This is a genomic window from Streptomyces lasiicapitis, from assembly GCF_014646335.1.
GTDB classification, from domain to species: Bacteria; Actinomycetota; Actinomycetes; order Streptomycetales; family Streptomycetaceae; genus Streptomyces; species Streptomyces lasiicapitis.
Genome location: NZ_BMNG01000003.1, coordinates 432,096 through 450,996 on the forward strand (window position 1 = coordinate 432,096; position 18,901 = coordinate 450,996).

Consider the following 18,901-nt stretch of genomic DNA (forward strand, 5'->3'; position numbering starts at 1 on the left):
GGCACCCAACACCCCCCCACACAGACCCGACTTGATCCACCTGGAGAGGACCAGCGTGAGCCGAACCAACAGCGTCAGCGGCAGCAGCGAGGCCGCCGACAACTTCCCCGGCGGCGCCATGGCGAGCCGCCCCGTGCACTTCATCTGGATGCTCGACTGCTCGGGTTCCATGAGCGTGAACGGCAAGATCGGACAGCTCAACTTCGCCATCCGCGAGGCCATCCCGGAGATGCAGCAGGCCGCCGACGCCAACCCCGCGGCCTCGCTGCTCGTGCGGGCCATCTCGTTCGCGAGCGGCGCGAGCTGGCACGTCGGCGAGCCGACCCCCGTGGACAGCTTCTCCTGGGAGGACGTGCACACGTACGGCGGCACGGACATGGGCGCCGCCTTCAAGCTCGTGGCCGGGGCCCTCGACACCCCGCCGATGCCCCAGCGCGCGCTGCCCCCGGTGCTCGCGCTCGCCTCCGACGGGCAGCCCACCGACGACTGGCGGGCCGGACTGCGCGCCATCGACAGCACGCCGTGGGGCAAGCGCGCCGTGCGCGTCGCCGTCGCCATCGGGGACGACGCGGACAAGAGCATGCTCAAGGAGTTCCTGGGAAACCCCGAACTGGAGCCGCTCCAGGCCAAGAACCCGCGGCAGCTCGCCGCCGCCATCCGCTGGATGTCCACGGCCGTCGTGAAGGACGCGTCCACCCCGAAGATCGAGGACGCCAGGCCCGCGACACCGGTGGGCCCGCCGCTGACCAAGGACGGAGAAGACGAGATCTGGTGACCGCGGTCCGCGAGACGCCCGCCCCGGCGGGCGACTGGGAACTGCTGCGCGGCGCCGTCAAGGGCGTGGCCAAGAAGTACAGCCAGGACCGCTGCTCCGCCAAGGCCACCGCGGGCGGCCGCGCCGTCGTGCTCGCGGTCGCCGACGGCCACGGCTCCGCCCCGCACTTCCGCAGCGACATGGGCGCCCGCTGGGCCGTCGAGGAGTTCACCGCCTGCGCGGAGGCGTTCGCGCACGAGGCGGTGCGGGTCGGCGCGGACGCGGCGCTCTGGCCAGGCCTGCGCGCCGAGGCCCGGCGCCTGCCGCAGGCCGTCGGGCACCGCTGGCAGCGGCGCGCCCTGCTGCACGACGCCAACGCGCCCGCGCACGGCGCCTCTCCGGCCCGCCGCGCCGCGGCCCGCGAACGCTTCGAGCGGCAGGGGGCCGCGGGCACCTGGGACTTCACCGCGTACGGCAGCACGCTGATCGGCGCCGTACTGACCCGGCAGATGCTGCTGTGCTGGCAGTTGGGCGACGGCGACATAGTCGTCATCGACGACGGCGGCGTACCGCACACACCGCTGTCCACAGGTCCGGACATGGGCGACGAGACCGACTCGCTGTGCGAGCCGGAGCCCTGGCGCAAGACCCGCACCCACTGGCAGCCCATCACCGGCGGACCGCCGCCGGCCGTGCTGCTGTCCACCGACGGCCTCTCCAAGAGCTTCGCCGACCACCAGGGCTTCCTGGACTTCGCCACCGGCGTGCGCGAACGGGCCGCCCAGCAGGGCGTGGCCGCCGTACAGAAGCAGTTGGAGGACTGGCTGGAGCGGGCGGCGAGGTACTCGGGGGACGACACCACACTCGTGGCGGCCTTCGCGGCGGAGCATGACGGCGCGCCCGAGCAGACAGCGCAGGAAGGAACGACACCGGCATGAGGGAAGGAACGGGGACCCTATGAGCAACGGCATGCTCGCCAGCGGGAAGCAGCTGGTGACCGAGGCGGGGGAGCGGGTCACGGTCGGCGAGCTCTTCGGCTCCGGCGGCCAGGGCGAGGTGTACCGCGTCGCCACGCCCCGCGGCGACCGCGCCGTGAAGTGGTACTACCCGCAGCTCGCCGACGCCCGCCAGCGGCACATCCTGGAAGGGCTCATCGAGAAGGGCTGGGACGACGACCGCTTCCTGTGGCCGGAGTCCATCGTCATGGATCCGGACGGCAAGGAGCCAGGATTCGGCTACCTGATGGACGTACGCCCCGCGCGCTTCCAGGAACTGCCCGCGCTCTTCAAGCGCGACGACTGTGTGAAGGAAGCGACCATGCGCACGCTGGTCACGGTCTGTCTGCACACCGTCGAGGCCTACCGCGCGCTGCACTCCAAGGGCATCGCCTACCGCGACATCAACTGGGGCAACATCTTCTTCGACCCGCGCACCGGCGACGTCCTGGTCTGCGACAACGACAACGCGGTCGTGGAGGGCGGCACCGCGGGCGTCGCGGGGACCATGGACTTCATGGCACCCGAGCTGGTGCGCGGCGACCGCGGCGCACAGCCCGGCACCCAGACCGACCTGCACTCCCTCGCCGTACTGCTCTTCCTGATCCTGATGAACGAACACCCCTTCAACGGGGCGCTCGCCATGCGGATCCACTGCATGGGCGAGGCCGCGAAGCGCAAGCTGTACGGCACCGACCCCGTGTTCGTGTACGACCCCGTGGACACCCGCAACCGCCCCGTCGTCGGCGAGCAGCCGACCGTCATCGCCACGTGGGCGGCGCTGCCGCAGATCCTGCGGGACCTGTTCGCGCAGACGTTCACCGACGGCCTGAAGGTCCCCGCGAAGCGGGTGCGCGAGACGCAGTGGCGGGACGCGCTCAGCCAGGTGCTCGACGCCATCACCCAGTGCCGCCAGTGCGGCAAGCAGAACCTGACGCAGCCCGACGGCGCCGCGCCGGACTGCTGGAAGTGCCGGCAGCCCCTCCAGCTCCCGCCGCGCCTGGAACTGGTCACCGCCACCGGCACCACGCTGCGCACCCGCCGCGGCATCCGCCTCGACCCGAGCGCCCGCGTCTACGCCCACCACCTGGACGGCGACCCCGACCGGCACGACTTCCGGGCCGTCGTCGGCGAGGTCACCGAACACCCCAAGCAGCGCGGCCGCTACGGCCTGACCAACCGCACGCAGACCGTGTGGACGGTCCGCAAGGAGGACGGCTCGGTTCGCGAGATCGAGCCGGGCCGCACCATCGCGCTGCAGTCCGGGCTGCTCCTGGAGTTCGGGGGCGGGGTGGAGGCGGAGGTCAAGGAGTAGCGGGGCCGGGCCGGAACGCTCAGGCCCGCGGCCGGCGGGGCAGCCAGCGGCGCCAGCGGTCCCACCACGACGGGGGCGGCGGGGCCACGGGCGGTGGCGGTGGCGGCGGCGGTGGCAGCGCGGGCAGCTCCGCGTGCGCGGGCGGCGTCGGTACGGCCACCGCGTCCGGGCGGGGCAGCGGGGTGACCGAGACGGTGCACGCCGTCTCCGGCACCACCAGCTCGACGGCCCCGCCCTCCGCGCGATGCCTGCTGCGGGCCACGCGGTGGGCGACGCCCCGTGTGGCGTCGTGCCAGGAGACGAGGACGAGGACGGCCGGTTCGGGCCAGGAGAACCGCACCCGGGCGCGGTCCGCCGATACACGACGTACCGTCAGATCCCTTACCGCATCCGGGTGTTCGACCACGACGCTCGCGCCCGCCACCGCGCGGTCGCCGAGCACGCTCACCGCGGTCATCCGCAGCCGCCCCGCCGGTGGCACGGGCGGCGCTTCGAGTTGCTGGGCCGGCGCGTCCCACCAGCGCGGGTGCGGCGCCTCGGGCCGCAGGTCCGGCGCGTCCCCGCCCGCCGTGAGGCCGGTGGCGACGCGGGCGAAGCGCTCCGACACGTCCGTGCCCGCCGCGACCGGCCCCTCCGGCCACGGCAGCAGCGTGCTCCGGCCGCGCCGCGCGGGCTTCCACCGCAGCAGCACGCGGTCCCCGGCCTCGCCGACCCGCTCGGCGGTCAGCTTCTCGACCGGCGTCGGCCACTCCTCGACACGGGCGGTCACCCGGACCCCGTCCGACCAGGCACGACGGCCGCCCGGCGCCGGATAGCCGCATCTCACTTCGTACGTGTACGTCCCCACGGCCGCCGCGGAGTCCACGGCCCCGTCGCCCGCGCATGGCACGACCGTCGGCGCGTGGGGCGGGCCCGCGTCCGCCAGGCCGTGGCGCCGCACCTCGACCTCGACGGCCGCCCGGTGCGGCCGCCAGCGCAGCCGGATCCCGCCCGGCACGGGCGCGGCCGTCAGGTCCTTGACGTCCGGAGCGATGACCACGGGCGCGGTGACGCGCGGCACCCCGGCGACGCGGTCGCCGCGCAGCGGCAGGACGGCGTAGCGCAGGGCGCGGCCCACCGGGGCGTCCGGGTGATGGACGGTCAAGGCCTGGGCCTGCGGATCGACTTGAGTGACCTCCGCGACCTTGGTGGCTCGCTCGGGGGCGCCGTCGGGGAAGAGCAGGACGGTGTACGTCACGGGGGCGGGGTGGGTGCGGGGCGCGTGGGCCGTCCGCCAGGTCAGGCCGACGCGGCGGTCGTCCTTCGTCACCGTGACGGCGGCCTCCGCCGGGGTGGACGGCGCGTCGGCCAGCGCGGTGGCCGCCCGCAGCAGGCCCGCCCTCAGCTCCGGCGCGTCCGTGGCCTGCCGCAGCGCGCGCAGCCACGCGGCGGACGCCGCCCGCGGGTCGCCGCACTCCTGCGACCTGCGGGCCGCGTACGCGAGGAAGCGCACCTTCGCGGAGCGGGCCCGCAGACCGCCGAGCCGGGCGGCCAGGACGTGGTCGTCCGGCGCGGCGGGCAGCAGGTCCGCGACGTGTTCGGCCCGGCGCAGCCGGAGGCTCGGCCAGACGTCGTTGAACTCCTCGGCCGCGCGGCGCGGTTCGCCGTCGGCGGGGAACACGGCGTCGACGGCGGCGGCCAGGAGGCGGGCCTCGCTGCGGTGGACGCCGAGGGCGGCGACGTCGTCGGCGGTGGTCGCCGCGCCTTGCTTGGCGCCGCCCTTCCTGCTGCTGCCTTGCTCGGTGCGGCCTCCGTTGGGGCCACTTCCCTTGGTGGCCCCGTCCTTCAGCAGGCAGCACAGCTCCCACAGGACCACCCGGCGCAGGCCCATCGGGTCGTCGCGCGCCAGCGTCTCCAGGGTGTCCGTGACGGCCGCCGCGGTGAGCGCCCGCGGGTCGGCGGAGGTCTGCCAGGCGTCCCGTGCGCGCCGTACGAAGGGCACGTCCACGCGCTGCCAGAAGCCGCCGCGCCCCGGGAACCACAGCCCGTCGAGGACCCGGAAGCCGTCGTCCGTCTCCGCTTTCGGCAGGGTGCCGAAGACACCGCTCGCCGCGCGCTGCCGCCCCGGTTCACGCAGCAGCTCGGCGGCGTGCCGGAAGCCCAAGTCGCGGATGGCGGTGCGCAGTTGTGTGTAGCCGCGCATGCCGGGGAACTGTGGCAGGACGGGCAGCGGGGGCGGGGTGCCGCTGTCGGTCGCGCGGACGCCGGGCCGCCAGGTCGTCGCCACCCGTCAGCCTCCCGGCTCCGTGAAGAAGTACACGCGGACCAGCGCCGTCGACACGTCGGTGCTCAGGTCGTGGAAGTCGTCCGTGGCCGTCTTCTTGGTGAACATCTCCGGACGGCCCTTGCCGAGCAGCGAGTTGACGCGGTGCGCGTACACCGTGCCGTCCCGGCCGCCGCCGAAGGTCAGCACGAGCGCGGCCGTGCGGCCCCGCCACTTCTGGGTGGACCGGCCGATCTGGTCGGCGAGCGCGCCCTTGTCCGTGCCCTTCACCTCGAACTCCTCCGGCTTGCGCTCCACCGAGCGCGGGCCCGTGGGCTTCGGCTTCTTCGGCTTCGAGGACGCGTCCGCGCTGTTGGACGGCTTCGGGTCGCGCGCTGCCAGCGGGTCGGGCCGGTCGGCCATCGACACCAGCGCGAGTACGAGCAGCAGGTCGGCGAAGAGCCACCCCGCGAGCACGACGCCCGCGACCCGGCCCCCGCCACGCCCGCGCCGCCGTGGTCGGCTCACACGTCACCGCCGTCCTGCGGGGGAGCGGCGGGGCGCCGGGGCGGCGGGCGCAGGGCACGGGTGCGGTGCGAGCCGACGTCGGAACCGCCGTCCGGGACGGCGTCCCTGGGTTCGTCGGCGGCCGCGGGGCGGGGGCTTTCGGCCCTGGGTCCGGGTAAGGGCGTGCCGTTGGTGCTGCCGGGGCCCGGCGCGGGAGTTCCGTACGGCTCCGTGGGTTCCTGGGAGCCGTACGCGGACGTCGACGCGTACGCCGACGTCGAAGGATCGTGGGCCGACGTGGACGCCGACGAGCCGTACGCGGGTTCCGGCGAGCCGTACGCAGGTTCCGCCGAGGCGTACGCAGGGGCCGTCGGACCGTGAGGATCCGGCGCCGGACGCGCCGTGCCGTTGTGTCCGGGCGTCCCCGCCAGCGTCCGTACGCCCGACTCCACGCGGGCCGCCGCGTCCTGCCAGTGGGCCGCGGCGGCGTCCCAGCGTTCGGTGGCCTCGCGCATGCCGTCGACCGCGTCAGTGGTGCGGCCGGTGCTGGTGACCAGGGCCTTGGAGGCCTGTTCGGTGGCGCGGACGACCGACTCCGACTTGGCGACGAGTTCCTGGAGCGCGTCGGCGACGACCTGGGTCGTGGCGGCGTACGAGGTGCTCGCGCGGGCCGTCGCCGCCTGGCTCTCGCGCACCGCGGCCTCTATGCGGTCCCCCGCCCCGCTGAGCTTCGGCAGCTCCGTGGTGAGCCGGGACGCGGCGTCGCGCAGCGACGTCGTCGCGCTCGTGACCGCCCCGGCCGTGCTGCTCAGCGCCTTGTGGTTCTTCTCCGCCTCCGTGGCGAGGGAGTTCATCTTCGTGGCGGCCTTGGTCAGTTCGGCAGCGAACTGCTTGGGGGACGCGCTGCGGTGCGGGGCGAGCAGCAACTGGAGCCGGGTGAGCACGGAGGCGAGCCGGGCGAGCAGCCGCTCCCGCTCCGTCTCCTGCTCCGCCTCCTCCTTGTCGGCGCGCCAGCGCACGCGCGCGTGGACGACGGAGAGCAGCACAAGGAGGGCGATGAGGACCACCGCGGTCAGCGCCACGTTCTCGAACCGCCCGAGCGGCGACAGATGGCCGCCGAAGCCGGACTGCCACAACTGGAGGAAGGGGCGCGTGGCCTCCTCGCGGTCGTCCTTGGCGAGTTCGCCGTACGCGCGCACGGCGTCCCGCAGCCCGAACCACGTGATGAGCAGCGGGATGAAGACGAGGACGCCGAGCGCGGCCTCAAGGAGGCCGTCGCGGCGCGCCGACGGCCGGGTGTCGGCCATGGTCACGCTCTCCGGGCGTACGTAGGCGTGCACCAGGTCCAGCTCGGCCCACCGGTCGAGTCGCCTGCTGTGCGTCAAGTCGTCGGCCAGCACGCCGAGTTCGGCAGCGCGAGGCGCGAGCGCCGGGCGTCCCGCGAGGTCCTGAAGCTGCTTGATGAGATCCTGCTTGTCCAGCAGTTCCGCGGGCGTCAAACGCGTACTCCCTGTCTCGCCGGTCACGCCTGTTCAGCCGGTCTCGTCCGTCACGTCCGTCACGCCGGTCTCGAACTGACGGGTCTTGCCCGTCTCGCCCGTCTCGCACGCGAACTGGCGGGCCTCGTCAGTCGAGGACGTCCCCCCTGCCGCGCCGGTTCCTGACGTCGCGGCCGAGCCGGCGCGAAAGCGCCTCGGCTCCGGGGTGTTCAGGGTCCCACGTGAGGCACTTGCCAAGGGCCTCAATCGCCTCATCCCGCGCACCGATCCGGTGCAGTTCCTCGGCGTGCCGGAAGGTGCGGCGCGCGAGCAGGCCCCGCACCCGCTCGTTCGTCGGATCGTGGCCGTACGCGCACCGCAGCCACCGCTCGGCGTCCGCGAAGCGTTCGGGCGCCATGTCGGCCATCGCGGCCGCGCAGTGCACGTCGATCATCGCGTCGAGCAGGTCGGCGCGGGACGCGTGCGGGGTGGCCTCCTGCCAGGCCGCGTGGGAGGTCTGGACGGCGTGCTCGTACTGGCCGAGGCCCAACAGGTCGCGGGCACGGGAGAGTTGGCGTACGGCACGGCGGCTCATGGGCGCCGGGGGAGCCTCGGTGGGCGCGCTCTCCGGCTCCGAGTCCGGCTTCTGCTCCGGCTCCGGCTTCTGCTCCGACTGTGATCGTGTATCCGGCTTCCGCTCCGGCTCGGGATTCGGCTTCTGCTCGGGCTCCGCCCTCTGCTCCGGCACCCCGGCGGGATCGGCTGCCTCCCGCCCCGCGTACGTCCCGGTGCCGCCGGACGTCGTCCCCGGATACGCCTCCGCCGCGGAAGCGCCCCTCGCTCCTGCGGACGCCTCCGCGTCCCTGGAAGCGTCCACCTCCGCCCCAAGGCCCACCAACAACTCCCGCGCCTCCGCCACGATGTCCCGCAGCAGCGCCACCGCTTCCTGTCTGCGCCCCTGCTCGGCGAGGTGCCTTGCCTGGGCGACGTCGCGGCGGCGCGGGTCCGGCGGGTCGTCGGGCGGGAACAGGGTCGCCGTGAGGGCGGGCGCGTCGGCGAGGGTGTCGCGGTGGGGGTCGGCCGGCTCCAGGAGGCCCTCTTCCAGGGCGGCCGCGCCGGAGGATCCGGAGGAGGACGCGCTGCCGCCCCCGAGGCGTACCGCGTGCTTGAGGGCGCCGAGCGCGAGCAGCTCCGGCACCCCGTACGCCGTACGCCGGCCGAGCCCCGCCACGCCCGCCCGCACCTGTTCCATCCGCGTGCCGCCGCCGACGAGGAGCAGGGTGTCCACGTCCGCGCCGGCCACCCCGGCCTCGTCGAGCAGCGTCTGCGCGCGCCGCACGGTGCGGCGGACGTGGGGTTCGAGGAACGCGTCCATGTTGGGCCGCGTGACACCCATGCGCAGCGCGGGCCCGGTCCCCAGGTCGAGGGTGAGCGCCGCGAAGTCCGTGGCCGCGGAGGCGTCGGCGTCCTCCGGGCCGCTCAAGGCCTGGCGCGCCGCCTGCGCCCGCTCGCGATGCCCGAGCCACACCTCCGCGGGGGCGCCCGTCACGGACGCCGGCCCGCGGTGCGCCCGCAGCAGCCGCACCGCCGACGCGAGCACCGCCTCGTCGAAGGCGCGGCCCCCCGAGGTGGTCGCGCCGTCGTAGCGCAGCGCCCGGCAGTGCCCGCGTACGCCGCGTACCAGGCCGAGTTCGAAGCCGTCGTACCCCATCCCGTACACGAGGAACGTGCCGCTGTCGCGGTCCGTGGTGTGCCCCATGACCGCGGCCATCGAGTCGCTGATGAGCCGCACGGGCGCGAGCCCGGCCTCCCGGGCGGCGTCCCGCAGGGCCTGTCGCTGCGAGGAGAGGAAGGACGCGGGCACGCTGATGACGGTCTGCGCGACGAACGCCGACGCCTGCTCCTCGACGCGCTCCCGCAGCGCCCGCAGCATCCGCGTCACCACCGTGTCCGCGTCGGCCGTGCCCTCGCGCCACGGCACCGAACGCCCCCCGGACAGCAGGGACTTCAGGCTCGGGAACGCCACCGGAAGGACCCCCGCCCCGGCGGGCGCGCACACCAGCCACGGCCAGCCGCGCGCGGGCACGTCGAGCCGGTGCACCCGCTCTCCCGGCCCGGCGTAGAGCGCCCGCACCCCCGTGGCGCCGAAGTCCACGCCGAGGCTGACGCGGTCCGCCGCGGCCCTGGCTGCCGTCATCCGCCGGCCGTGTCGTCGGGCACCTGGAGGATGCCTCCGTAGTCCTTCTTGCTGGGCAGCGTCGCCACCGCGCGCTCCGAATAGGCGACGGCGATCATGCTGCGCAGGTTCTTGGACTGCTCGGCGGTCTGGATGCGGTTGCCCTGCCGGTGGGCCGCCTTGACCTGCTCGACGGCCTCACTGATGGCCTTGACGGTCTCCAATGGCGCCCCGTCCGAGGCGAGTTCGGCCTGCCGGAACTGGCTGGCGAGCCCGCACTGGTGGTACATGTCGTCGAGCAGCAGCTCGGTGAGGCGCTTGTACTCGCGGCTGTCGCCCATCTCCACGGCCCGCTCGGCCTGCCCGATGTCGCGGCGCGCCTTCATCTCCTGCGTCTGCTCGATGTACGCGCCGTACTGCTTCAGGAACCGCTGGGCCTCCCGCACGGCGAGCCCCAGCTCCTCGCGCAGCACCGCGCTGTCCACCTCCTGCTCCGTCTCGGGCGGCGGGGTGCGGGGCTTCTCCCGTTTCGGTGTCGCCTCCAGGACCATGTCGGTGCCGCGCACGCTGATCCGTACGGTGATGATGCGGTCGGCCGAGTAGTTGAACGACACGTCCACATGGCAGTTGATCTCGATCTCCTGCGGCAGCTCGAACTCCACGACGCCCTGCTCGTGGTTCTCGCTCGCCACATGACTGTCGCCCTCGTACACCGGCACCCGGATCAGCCGGCTGTCCGTCGCGTGGAAGGTGCGCTGGCGCGGCTCGGGCAGAGGATAGGGCGAGCCCGCCGGGATGATCTGCACGAACACGTCGCGCTGCGCGCCCTTGACCGCGGCGATGCCCATGGCCATCGGTGTCGACTCGAACAGGCCCGTCGACCCCACAGGGCGCCCGTTGATCAGGCTCTCCCCGCAGTCCGCGCACAACTGGGCGGAGTACTCATTGGCCTTGAAACACCCAGGAGTCGGGCACTCCACGCCGTCGAGGGTCTCCGCGAGCACGCCCGCGCCGTACGCCACGCACTCCATCGGGTTGATGTTGCGCCGCACCTTGTCGGTGCCGAAGAACGCCTCCACCGCCTCGTACACGGGCCGGGTCAGCGTGCCGCCGCCGACGAGCAGCACGTCGGAGATGTCGGCGGGCGTCAGCTCGAAGCCGGACAGGGTCTCCTTGACCAGGTCCATGGTGCGGGCCACCAGGGGCGCGATCATCTGCTGGAACTCGTCGCGGGTGAGCGCCATCTCGACGTCCACGATGCCCTCGGGCCCGCGGTAGGCGGCCGGGATCACGATGTACGTCTCCGGCAGCTCGTTGAGCTCCCGCTTGGCCGCCTCGGCCGCCTTCTTCGCCTGGAACAGGAACTCCTTGTCGCCGGACGGGTCGACGCCTCGCTCCGCGCGCATCCACGCGATGATCCGGTCCACGATCGCCAGGTCGAAGTCGTCGCCGCCCAGCCAGATGTCGCCCGCGGACCGAAGCACCTGGAACTGGCTGTTCCCCTCGCGGTCCTTGACCGTGTTCAGCACGGAGATGTCGAAGGTGCCGCCGCCCAGGTCGAACACCAGGACGCGGCTGCGCGCGCCGTCCGGCTTGTGAAGGCCGAAGGCCACCGCGGCTGCCGTCGGCTCGTCGATGATCTTCTTCACGGTCAGGCCGGCGCGCTCCGCGGCCTCCCGGGTCGCCGCCCGCTGCGCGTCGCGGAAGTACGCGGGCACGGTGATCACCGCGTGCGTCACCTGCTCGCCGAGGGTGCGCGCGGCGTCCCGCACCAGCTTGTCGAGGATGACGCTGGAGATCTCCGCGGGTGTGCGTGTGCGGCCGCCGAGCGTCACGTGCGCGCGCGGGTCGTCGTCGGGGCCCGGCACGATCTCGTAGCTGAGCCGGTCGCGGGCCTCGGCCACGGACGTGTCCGCGAAGTCGCGGCCCATGAGCCGCTTCACGGACACGATGGTGTCCCGGGGCTGGCGCACCGCCCAGTTGAGGGCGTCGTCGCCGACGATCGTCTGCTCCTTGCCGTCGCGCCGCACCAGGCCGACGACGGACGGCGTCAGCCGGTCGCCCTTGCTGTTGGTGAGGACCGCGATGTCGTCGCGGTGCGGATCGTGGGCGGCGACGGCGCTGTTCGTGGTGCCGAGGTCGATCCCGATGGCCTTCATCCGTGCGTGGTCCCTTCCTGGGTTCGCGTACTCGTCCCGCCGGTCTCTGTCGCCCCGTCCGCCGAAGGTCCTTCGGCCGGGCCCGTGGCCGCGGCGACCACGACCCGGGCGGCGCGCAGCACGTGCCCCCGGTATCGATACCCGCGCCGCACCACCTCAAGGACCTCGTCGTCGCCCGCCCCGCGCGGTGCGGCGCGCACCCGCACGACGTGGTGCGTGGCCGGGTCCGCGCGCTCCCCGACGCGCCCGAGCACCTCCAGGCCCTCGCCGGCGACGGCCGACTCCAGCTGCCGCGCGACGAGTTCGATGCTGTGGTGGTACGCCGCCGGGTCCGAGCCCGGCCCTTCGGCGAGTAGCCGTCCGCAGGCGTCGAGCGTGTCCGCGCACACCAGGAGCAGCCGCTCGGTGTGCGCGCGGTGCGCGGCGTCGCGGGCGGCGAGCGCCTTCGAGCCCTCGTACGCGGCGAGGGCGGCGGCAGCGGTCGGGGCGGCGGGATCCGGGTCCATCGGGTTCATGGCTCTCCCTGTCAGACGTCGAAGCGGACGAGGTCGGCGATGAGCCGGGCGGCGGCCTCGGCGGAGAGCGGCTCCCCGGAGAGCGGTTCCCCGGCGCCGTCGGACCCTTCGTGGGCGCCGAGCGCGTCGAGTTCGCGGTCGATCTCCTCGACGGCGCCCGGGAGTTCGGCGTCGAGGTCGACGTCGTACAGGAACAAGTCGACGAGCAGCCGCCCACGGACCGTGCGCAGCTCGTCCCACGCGGCCTGCGTCGCCGGGGTCATCAGGTGCCGGGCGAGCAGCTCGAACGGCACGTCCCGCAGGTCCGCGTGCGAGGTCCACGGGGTCACGCCGGCCTCGGCGAGGGCGTCGTAGGGGCCCGGGGCGCTCTCGGGGTCCTTGATCACGGCGGCGAGCCTCCTTCGGTGGTGAGAGCCGTGAGCCAGCGGCTCACCGCGTCGAGCAGCGCGCTGCGCACCCGGCCGTCCATGACGTCGGCGCGGGTGGCACGGATCAGGTGATGCAGGGCCTTGCGGACGTCGCCGCCCGCCAGTTCGGTCTCCGCGCGGTCGGTCAGCTCGGCGGCCCAGGACGCCAGGTCGTTCTCGTCGGGCGGCTCCTCCGCGCCGTCGCTGCGCATCAGCGCGCCCACGCCCACGACGCCCAGGTCGGTGGCGAGCAGCCGGTCCAGCTCCTCCAGGCACTCGCCGAGGGTCTCGCGGTAGTTGTGCGTGAGGGCCTGGCCGAGGCCCACGTCGAGGAGGCCGAGGGCGTCGTGCAACAGGCCGAGGCGGGCGGGGAGTTCGTCGCTGCGGGCGTCCAGGGTGAAGACGAGCGCGCGGGCGAGGTTGTCGCGGGCGTGGTTGGAGGCGGGGTTGAGCGCGAGGGCCCGGCGCAGGTCGGCCTCCGCGCCGTAGACGTCGGAGCGCATGCCGTGCTTGGTGCGGGTGTAGCCGCGCCACACGCCGCGCATCGAGTACAGCGACGAGAGGCGTCCCTCCAACTGGTCGCGGACCTCGCGCTCCAGCGGGTGAAGCACCGGCGGCACCGCCTCGACCAGCGCGATCGCCTCGTCCAGGACGTCGCCGCGGCGCGCCCGCTCCTCGTCGATGAGGGCCTCCACACGGCCGAGCACGGTCCGTACGAGCGCCTTCTTCGCGCGGGCCGTCATCCCCGCCCGGCGCGCGACCGTCACCGTCCGCTCCCACTGCTCAAGGGCCCGGCCGAGCCCGCCCGCGCCGTCGGCGAGCGCCGTGCGGGACAGCTCCAGGCGTACCCGGACGGCGAGTTCGACACCGTCCTGGAGCAGCCGCGCGTGCCGGTGCGGCAGATGGACGTACGCCGGATTGCGGCGCAGGAAGTCCTGGCAGTGCGCGCAGGAGTCGAGGTGCCGGCGCGGGTCGGGGGCGGCGGCCGGGCCCGCGCAGTCCGCGGGCAGCGTGGTCAGCGTCGGGAACGCGGGCAGGGCGCGCAGGGCGGGCTCGAACTTGTGCACCGCGCACAGCACGAGGCTGCGCGACAGCTCGGAGAACGCCCAGCGCAGCTCGCGCACCGCGTACTCGCCCGGGTCCTTGCCGTCCTTGGCCGCCGCGTCGAGGTCCGCGGCCAGTTCGGCGAGGGGGAGTTGGAGGTCGAGGAGGCGTACGTAGCGGGGCCCGCAGGCGAGGGCGGTGCGGGCGCCGGGCACACCAGGAAGCCCGCCGACGTCGTTGAGAACCCGCGCCCCCGCGAGCTCTCCCTCAAGCAGCTCCCCCAACACCTCGTACATGGCGGCCTGTTGAGGTCGCCCCTGCTCCGTATGCCGCTGCTCGTAAGTGGACAGCAGCGCGAACAGATGACGGCTCAGCTCCCACCGCAGCCGCGTCATGTCCTCGTGGGTCAGCTCCCGTTCGTAGCAGGCGGCCCGCTCGGCGCGCCAGCCGTCCCAGTACACGTCGTCGCTCAGCAGCGTCGCCCAGTGCGCGAGCGCCGACTGCCAGGCGCGCACGGCGTGTTCCCAGGCGCCGCTCTGCTCCAGCTCCTGCGCCTGCCACAGCCGGGCGACGGCGAGGCCGTGCGCGACGGCCATGTCGCCCGGCGCGGCGGCAAGGCGCCGCGCCCACTCGGCGGTGGCCGCGTCCCGGCCCCGCGCGAGCAGGAGCAGCAGCGGCGCGTCGTCCGGGAACCGCTCGCACAGCACGTCCACGAAGGCGGGACCGGCGTGCTCGTCGTCCGGCGACAGCCCCGCCAACTCGGCCCGCAGCCCGTCCGGATCACGCCACCGGTACAGCAGCGCGTCCACCTGCAGCCGCCTGCCCGGCAGCCGCAGCCGGTCCCAGGCGACGCGCTCGGACCACGACATGCGGCCGCGCTCCAGGAGCGTGTACGAGGCGTCGCTCACGGCGGCCATGGACACCCCCGGATGCACGCCCGCCGTGCGCAGCGCCCGATAGGGGTACGTCTCGTCGCGCAGCGCGAACGGGTCGGCGGCCAGGGGCGCGTGGGTGGGCCCGTCGGCCCAGGGCAGCAGATCGATGAGGCGTCGCAGCCGGCGCCGCCGCACATCGGCCCGGTCGAGCCGCCCCGCGGCCCGCTCGTACGCCCCGACCGCCTCGGCCCACCGCCCCTCCGCCTCCAGCAACCGGCCCTCGGCGTACGCGAGATGGGCCGCGGAGTCGCGGTGACCGGGACACTTCCGGAACGCCTCGGCGGCCCGCGGCCACTCCTGGTGGGCGTCCGCGAGGCGGCCTCGGGCGTAGGCCGCGAGGGCGGGGGCGTCGCGGTACGTTCCCAGGGCTTCGGCGGCGCCGGCGACGACGGTCCATTCGGCGTCGGCTTCGGCGGCCCGGATGCGGGCGTATCGCGCCCGCAGGGCGCAGTCGCTTTCCCTGCCCGGGTCCCCGTTCCCCGGGGGCGCGTCGCTCTGCGGGGGTGTGCCCCTCCCGGGGGGATCGATCTCCTTCGGGGACGCGTCCTTCCCTGAGGCAGAGCCCTTCCCCGGGGGGACGTCCTTGCCCGCGAGTGCGTCGTACGCGTCGGCCACGTCCCGCCAGTCCCGCGCCCCCTCGGCGCCCTGCTCCGCGACGCGGGCCCGCGCGTACCGCCGCCGCACGGCGACGTCGGCCCAGCCGTCCGGCAGCACGAGGAACAACCGCAGGGCGTCGTCCCACCGGGAGGCGAGTTCGTGCGTGCGGGCGAGGGCGTAGAGGTGGAGGTGGAGGGGTTCGGGGGTGGTGGGCGTGAGGTGGGTGGCGGGGGTGTGAGGCGAGTCGGCGGGCGTCGAGCCGTCGGGTGCGGATGCCCCGGCGGGCGCTTGGCGCGTGCCGGTGGTTGTGGACGCGGTGGACGCGATGGACGCGGTGGACGGGGGCAGGACGGTGCCGCCGGTGAACGCGCGGGCGTAGACGGCGCAGGCGGTCGCCCAGTCGCCCCCGGCCTCGGCGCGGCGGCCCTCCGCCTTGCGGCGCAGCGGGGCGACGGTGCCGTCGCGGGCAGTGTCGGGGAGGTCGGCGAGGAGGGCGGAGACGGCGGTCCAGTCGCCGCGGCGGTCGGCGGCGGAGCGGGCGCGGGCGTAGAGGCGCCGCACCTTCACCTCGCCACCGGCGTACTCGTCCGGAAGCCCGCCGAAGCCGTCGATGACACCTTCCCAGTCGCCCCGCGCGTCGGCGAACATGCCCTGCGCATAGAGGAGTTGGACGGGCACGTCGGCGAACTTCGCCGGGAGCGCGGCGAGGTGGGCCACCGCGCCGCCCCAGTCCGACCGCTCCTGACAGAGCCGCGCCTGCGCGTAGGCCCAGCGCAGGGTGACGTCGTGACGTGCGGTGCTGCCTGAGCCCGCACGACCAGCACCCGCCGGGACTTCCCCCGCCCCGCCGGACCCGTCCGCGCCTCCACCGGCTACTGCCTCGCGGCACACCCCGAACGCGCTGACCGCCGTGGCCCAGTCGCCCTCGTCCGACGCCACGCGGCCGCGCGCGTAGGCGCATCGCAGGGCCGCGTCCGAGATGTCTGCGTACGTCGACTGCGCGGGCGTCGCGTCCGCGCAGTGCCCGAACGCCGCCACCGCCGCCTGCCAGTCGTTGGCGCTCTCGGCGGACCGGCCGCTGACGTACGCCGCCCGCGCGGTCAGGGCCGGGTCGCCGGGGCGCAGCGTCAGGGCCTCGGCGTAGGCGTGGGCGGCGGTGGGCCAGTCGTTCTGGTGGTGGGCGTGGGTGGCCGTGGCGAGGGTGGTGGCGAGGCGGAGTTCGGCGCGGGCCGCGGTCAGGCGGGTGCGGGCGGCGGGGGAGTCGGGGGCCGCGACGACCAGCTGTTCGTACAGGGCGATCGCGGCGGGCCAGTCGGCGGCGGCCTCCGCGGCGCGTGCCTGTTCGGCCAGCTCGGCGGCGCGCCGCAGCCGGTCGACGCGGTCGACGAGTGCGGCGGGCAGCCGGTGCGCGGGCAGGGCCTGGCGCACCGCTTCGAGCGCGGTGGCCGCGGCGGTGGCCGCGGTGCCCGACACCACGGGATCGGCTGCCGTGGCCCTCGGCGCCCCGGTGTGGGCTGTCCCCGGTACCTCGGCGTGGGCGGCCGCCGGCGCCCCGGCCTGGGCTGCCGTTGAACTCGGCACCTCGGCATCGGCTGCCGTCGACCACCTCGATACCCCGGCATGCGCCGCGGTGGACCTCGGCACCCCGACCTCGGCATGGGCTGTCGCCGACATCGACGCCCCGCCGTCGGCTGTCGCCGACCACGGCAGCGCCGCGTCGGTCGTGACCGGGTGGGCCGGCGCTGAGCTCGGCGCCGATGGGCGGGCCGCGTGCGCTGCTGAGGCTGCCGACGCCGCGTTGTGGGCTGCTGCCGACCCCGACCCCGACCCCGACCCCGACCCCGAGGCCGTGGCGTCGGTCTCCGCCGTCCTCGCCGCAGCCGCAGCCGCAGCCGCTGTCGTGTCGGCGAACGTTGCGCCCGGCGCCGCCGCAGCCGCCACCGTGTCAGCGACCGTCTCCGTCGGCGCCACCCCGGCGGCCACCGCCGTGTCAGCCGCCACCATCGCCCTCGGCGGCGCGGCGGCCCCCGCTGTGTTGGCTGCCGCACCCCCCGGCACCACCCCAGCGGCCCCCGCCGCGCCGACCACCCCTGCCCCCGGCGCCTCCGGCGCCCCCGCGCCACCCCCACCCCGCCCCGCCGCCAGCACCGCGCACAAGCGCTCCAGCTTCGGCCAGGCCAGTTCGAAGGCCGCCTCGTCGCGGAGTTGGCGCTGCTCGTCCTCGTACGAACGCGTCTGCGTCTGGGTCCGGAGGATCTGCTGGACCTGCCGCCAACCCCCGCGGTCGCGTTCGAAGCGGGCCGCGTCGATCAGCGTGGCCGTGCCGACGTGGCCGATGGGGTTGTGGTAGGCGCGCAGCGCGTCCGCGCCCGAGCGCAGCGGGTCGGCCACCGCGCCGTCGTCGTCGCGTACCTCCCGCGCCTTGAACAGCCACCCGTGCCGGTACCCCTCGTGCAGGAACAGCGCGGGCGTCGCCCACTCCACGGCGGTGTGCTGCGGCAGATGGGAGATGCGGCGGCGCGCCGCGGCCATGGACTCGTCGATGGTGCGGTTCGCCGCGAGGCCCTTCAGGAGCTCGGGGCTGAACCGGCCCGCCGATACGTCGCTGACCCGCCCCCGCATCGCCACCACGGCCGGCACACCGCCGCCGATGAGCGCCTGCGCGAGCCCCGAGAACGGCTCCGCGTGCACGCCGTCCGGGCCCGAACTGTCCGCCCCGGAACACAGGTTGAGCACGACGAGCCGCAGCCGCGGCGCCTTGAGGAGAATGCCGCTGAGCAGATCGGCGGGCACGGGATCGACGCCGCCGTCCTCCGTCTCCAGGCGTACGACGCCCTTGCCGAGGTCTTCGTCGTACGTCCCGTGGGCGATGAGCAGCACGGCCGTCGGCAGGTCGCCGTGCGCGCCGAGCGCCGATTCGAGGCGTTCGCGCGTGGCCCGTTCGAGGACCGTGGTACGTACGGCGACTTCCGGCAACTCCTGCCGCAGCGCGGCGAGTTCGGTGTCCACGCGGAGGGGGCGGCCCGCTCCGGACGGTGAGGCGCAGGCGACGAGCAGGCGGATCAGGCTCGGCTGGTCCGCCGGGTCCGGCAGGCGGCGGCCGAGGGGCCCGCCGGGCAGCGAGCGGGCGAGGGAGTAGGCGGGGCCGAGGGCGAGCGACTGCTGCGGGAGCCCGGCGGGCGCGCACAGCGATTCGAGCGGTAGTTCCCGCAGGCCGGGCGGCAGGTCGAAGCGGAGCCGCAGGGCGCGCGGGGGGCGTAGTCGCTGGGCGAAGTCGAGGGCGTGGGCGAGGCAGGCCCCGGTGCCGCCGGCTCGCCGCGCGGCGCCATCCGCGTCCAGGTGGTCGCCGCCCGTGCCGAGGCTGCCGGCTGCGTCGAGGCCGTCGGCCGTGCCCAGGCCGCATTCCGTGCCCGGACCGTACTCCGTGCGCAGACCGCGCTCGCCGCGGAGGCCGCACTCCGCGTCCGAGGCGGCGGACGTGCCCAGGGGCCCGCCCTGACCCCCACTCCCGCCCCCGTCCCCACCCCCGAAAAGCAACCCGTACACATCCCGCCCGAGGTCCCGCAACTGCTCCGCGGTGTGCCGTTCGCCCATCGGCGCGTGGCCGAGGTCGGCGGCGACGAGCCGGTCCCAGCGTGCGCGGAACGCGGCCGGTTCGCCGTTCACGGCGATCACCCCGAGGGTGCAGACGGGACCGCTGACCGCCACGAGGCAGTGGGCTGCGTCGATGGGGCGTACCCGGATGCGTAGTTCCTCGTACTGCAGCACGGCCGCCGC

The 18,901-nt window shown here is 74.9% G+C and carries 11 protein-coding genes; 3 read left to right on the forward strand and 8 right to left on the reverse strand.

The window, feature by feature from the left end; translation table 11 throughout:
* The first annotated feature begins 118 nt into the window (after nucleotides 1-118).
* Genes IEY91_RS07490 through IEY91_RS07500 form a run of 3 tightly spaced genes read left to right on the forward strand, consistent with a single transcriptional unit; the run spans nucleotide 119 to nucleotide 3,064 of the window.
* Nucleotides 119-775, forward strand: a complete 657-nt coding sequence (locus IEY91_RS07490) for a vWA domain-containing protein (RefSeq protein ID WP_229696799.1) — start codon at nucleotides 119-121, stop codon at nucleotides 773-775.
* A complete protein-coding gene (locus tag IEY91_RS07495; protein WP_189173312.1) occupies nucleotides 772-1,692 on the forward strand; it encodes a protein phosphatase 2C domain-containing protein in 921 nt (306 codons plus the stop codon). Before IEY91_RS07490 ends, IEY91_RS07495 begins: the two co-directional genes overlap by 4 nt.
* Nucleotides 1,693-1,711: 19 nt before the next feature.
* Complete coding sequence (locus IEY91_RS07500; RefSeq protein ID WP_189173313.1) at nucleotides 1,712-3,064, forward strand: protein kinase domain-containing protein; 1,353 nt, start codon at nucleotides 1,712-1,714, stop codon at nucleotides 3,062-3,064.
* Nucleotides 3,065-3,083: 19 nt separating this feature from the next.
* On the opposite strand, the gene IEY91_RS07505 is transcribed toward IEY91_RS07500, so the two are convergent.
* The 8 genes from IEY91_RS07505 to IEY91_RS07540 form a co-directional block, all read right to left on the reverse strand.
* Complete coding sequence (locus tag IEY91_RS07505; RefSeq protein WP_189173314.1) at nucleotides 3,084-5,330, reverse strand: hypothetical protein; 2,247 nt, start codon at nucleotides 5,328-5,330, stop codon at nucleotides 3,084-3,086.
* Nucleotides 5,331-5,333: 3 nt separating this feature from the next.
* Nucleotides 5,334-5,834: a hypothetical protein gene (locus IEY91_RS07510; RefSeq protein ID WP_229696770.1), complete on the reverse strand. Its 501-nt coding sequence runs from the start codon at nucleotides 5,832-5,834 to the stop codon at nucleotides 5,334-5,336.
* Nucleotides 5,831-7,312 carry a methyl-accepting chemotaxis protein gene (locus tag IEY91_RS07515; protein ID WP_189173315.1) on the reverse strand — a complete coding sequence of 494 codons (1,482 nt, stop codon included), beginning with the start codon at nucleotides 7,310-7,312 and terminating at the stop codon, nucleotides 5,831-5,833. Before IEY91_RS07515 ends, IEY91_RS07510 begins: the two co-directional genes overlap by 4 nt.
* Before the next feature lie 127 nt (nucleotides 7,313-7,439).
* Nucleotides 7,440-9,488 carry an Hsp70 family protein gene (locus tag IEY91_RS07520; RefSeq protein WP_189173316.1) on the reverse strand — a complete coding sequence of 683 codons (2,049 nt, stop codon included), beginning with the start codon at nucleotides 9,486-9,488 and terminating at the stop codon, nucleotides 7,440-7,442.
* Nucleotides 9,485-11,626: an Hsp70 family protein gene (locus tag IEY91_RS07525; protein ID WP_164319309.1), complete on the reverse strand. Its 2,142-nt coding sequence runs from the start codon at nucleotides 11,624-11,626 to the stop codon at nucleotides 9,485-9,487. The genes IEY91_RS07520 and IEY91_RS07525 overlap by 4 nt, the downstream gene beginning before the upstream one ends.
* Complete coding sequence (locus tag IEY91_RS07530) at nucleotides 11,623-12,141, reverse strand: nucleotide exchange factor GrpE (protein WP_189173317.1); 519 nt, start codon at nucleotides 12,139-12,141, stop codon at nucleotides 11,623-11,625. The genes IEY91_RS07525 and IEY91_RS07530 overlap by 4 nt, the downstream gene beginning before the upstream one ends.
* Nucleotides 12,142-12,152: 11 nt before the next feature.
* Nucleotides 12,153-12,527 (reverse strand): hypothetical protein, encoded by a 375-nt coding sequence (locus IEY91_RS07535; RefSeq protein WP_189173318.1) that lies wholly within the window; start codon nucleotides 12,525-12,527, stop codon nucleotides 12,153-12,155.
* Complete coding sequence (locus tag IEY91_RS07540; RefSeq protein WP_189173319.1) at nucleotides 12,524-18,892, reverse strand: CHAT domain-containing protein; 6,369 nt, start codon at nucleotides 18,890-18,892, stop codon at nucleotides 12,524-12,526. The genes IEY91_RS07535 and IEY91_RS07540 overlap by 4 nt, the downstream gene beginning before the upstream one ends.
* Nucleotides 18,893-18,901 lie beyond the last annotated feature (9 nt).